1 protein-coding gene and 2 pseudogenes are annotated in these 1,926 nt (G+C 50.8%); 1 reads left to right on the top strand and 2 read right to left on the bottom strand.

Annotated elements, in window-relative coordinates; genetic code table 11:
- A pseudogene (locus KP703_RS15285) lies at positions 1-115 on the top strand (IS5/IS1182 family transposase); the annotation flags it as partial.
- Positions 116-262: 147 nt separating this feature from the next.
- Here KP703_RS15285 and KP703_RS15280 read toward each other — a convergent pair.
- Complete coding sequence (locus KP703_RS15280; RefSeq protein ID WP_211510841.1) at positions 263-1,591, bottom strand: autotransporter strand-loop-strand O-heptosyltransferase; 1,329 nt, start codon at positions 1,589-1,591, stop codon at positions 263-265.
- Between the two features lie 219 nt (positions 1,592-1,810).
- Positions 1,811-1,926 (bottom strand): annotated as a pseudogene (locus tag KP703_RS15275) (IS5/IS1182 family transposase); the annotation flags it as partial.

Raw genomic sequence — 1,926 nt, 5'->3', positions numbered from 1 at the left:
GCTGGTTGTCCGGACTGTCGGTATCAGTCGAGCCACCATGAGGATCGGGCTCGCCAATATCGTCTACAATATGCGCCGCCTCCTCTTCCTCGAAAGATTGAACGCGAGCGCATAGCCATCCAGCGAGAGACAACTCCCAATCCGCTCAAAACGCAGACTGGACGCCATCGCAAAAACCGTCAATCAAATCGCCAAAACCCAGAAATTACCGGCCAAGCACATCAATCAAGGGTTCTTCGATCCCTCCAGCTTTTTAGAAGCCTTAATCTTGTTTCGTTTGGATAATAATATCCTCAAGCATCGGGAGTCTTTTATCTGTGATTAGGCGTTTGAGTGTGTGAATAACCTGAGCTCCGGTAATCAAACGGGTACATTCAAATTGCCTCTCAGTCCCTTTATGCCGTGGGCACCAGAGAAAATCGTGATGATCAAACTGATGCTTCGAGTCATTCCAGCAGGAATTGCAGGTATGCCAATTGATGATGCGGTAAGGGGTAGCAAACTCGTTATTCGGATGCGTAAAACCGGAAATCATCACAACCGGCGTCCCTGCCGCATGCGCCAGCCATGCCAGACCGCTGGAAAGGCCAATAAAAAAACTTGCATGCTTCAACCAGCGTGCTCGCTCCGACAAAGGCCGGTTCCCTGTCTCATCCTCAGCTCCATGAGGAATATGATTGTACACATACCCCGTCCCATGAAACGTCTTCTGATCAATACAGATCACGCGATATCCTGAAGCCTTCAGAAACGCGATGACCTCCTGCCAACCTGCCGGATTGTTCCAGTATTTGCACTGCGTACTGGCCTGCGTGGCAATGACAACATACGGCCCCTCTATGGGAGGCGTGTCGCCGTCCTGAATCGTGATGGGCGGTGGACTGTCATCCCAGGGATTGACCCCCAGAATATAGGCGGCCGTCCGGTGCAGGCCAACATGCCGGAAGTCCGTCGGCTGACGTGTGAATTCAGCGTCCGTAAAGAACAGACCAATATTGTAGCTGGCGTAGAACCTAGCCGTAAAATCCTTATTCGCCTTTGCTTCATCATGACCAACAAGCATGATGTTCGAGTTTGCCGCCTTGACGAGTGGCAAGATTACGTCTGCAACAGAACATGTGACTTTGGCACCACTTTCCTGCGCCAGTCGCAGAACCGCAGGCAACCAGGCAATGGTATCGCCAAGCGTTCCAACAGGAAGCTGAACAAGAACGGGCTTTCCTTCCAGGGATAACTCATGGTGCAGCACGTCTTCGCGTGCTCCATCCGGCTTTTCCAGCCAGACATCAATTAGAAAGGGTACGAAAAACTTCTTGGTCGAAGCCACCATGCCGCCCTTGAGACGAGCATCGAACAGAATGTTTCCCGTAGCATAGTCCGACAACCTGACGTGCCACTGACCAATCTCAGAGGCAATTTCAGGCACCATGACCCGCGCACCGTCATTGAAGTCGAAGCGCACGCCCTGAGCGCCCTCAAAGACCGGAACAGGAGAAATAGCAAGATAGGGAGATTTCGTTTCTATATCGGTAACAGGAGAAGTCACCGAAACCTCTTCTGTCGGGGCTGGAATAGAAGCTACATCAGACATTAGTAAATAAGTCCCCGAAATATCTCTACATATTGCAAAACAATAATCACTTTTATTGCTTATACAACAGGATTGTGATAATAATTTGGAGGGATCGAAGAACCCTTGATTGATGTGCTTGGCCGGTAATTTCTGGGTTTTGGCGATTTGATTGACGGTTTTTGCGATGGCGTCCAGTCTGCGTTTTGAGCGGATTGGGAGTTGTCTCTCGCTGGATGGCTATGCGCTCGCGTTCAATCTTTCGAGGAAGAGGAGGCGGCGCATATTGTAGACGATATTGGCGAGCCCGATCCTCATGGTGGCTCGACTGATACCGACAGTCCGGACAACCAGCC

The organism is Acetobacter sp. P5B1, assembly GCF_018811985.1.
Taxonomy (GTDB): domain Bacteria; phylum Pseudomonadota; class Alphaproteobacteria; order Acetobacterales; family Acetobacteraceae; genus Acetobacter; species Acetobacter cerevisiae.
This window is presented reverse-complemented; position numbering and strand designations above follow the sequence as displayed.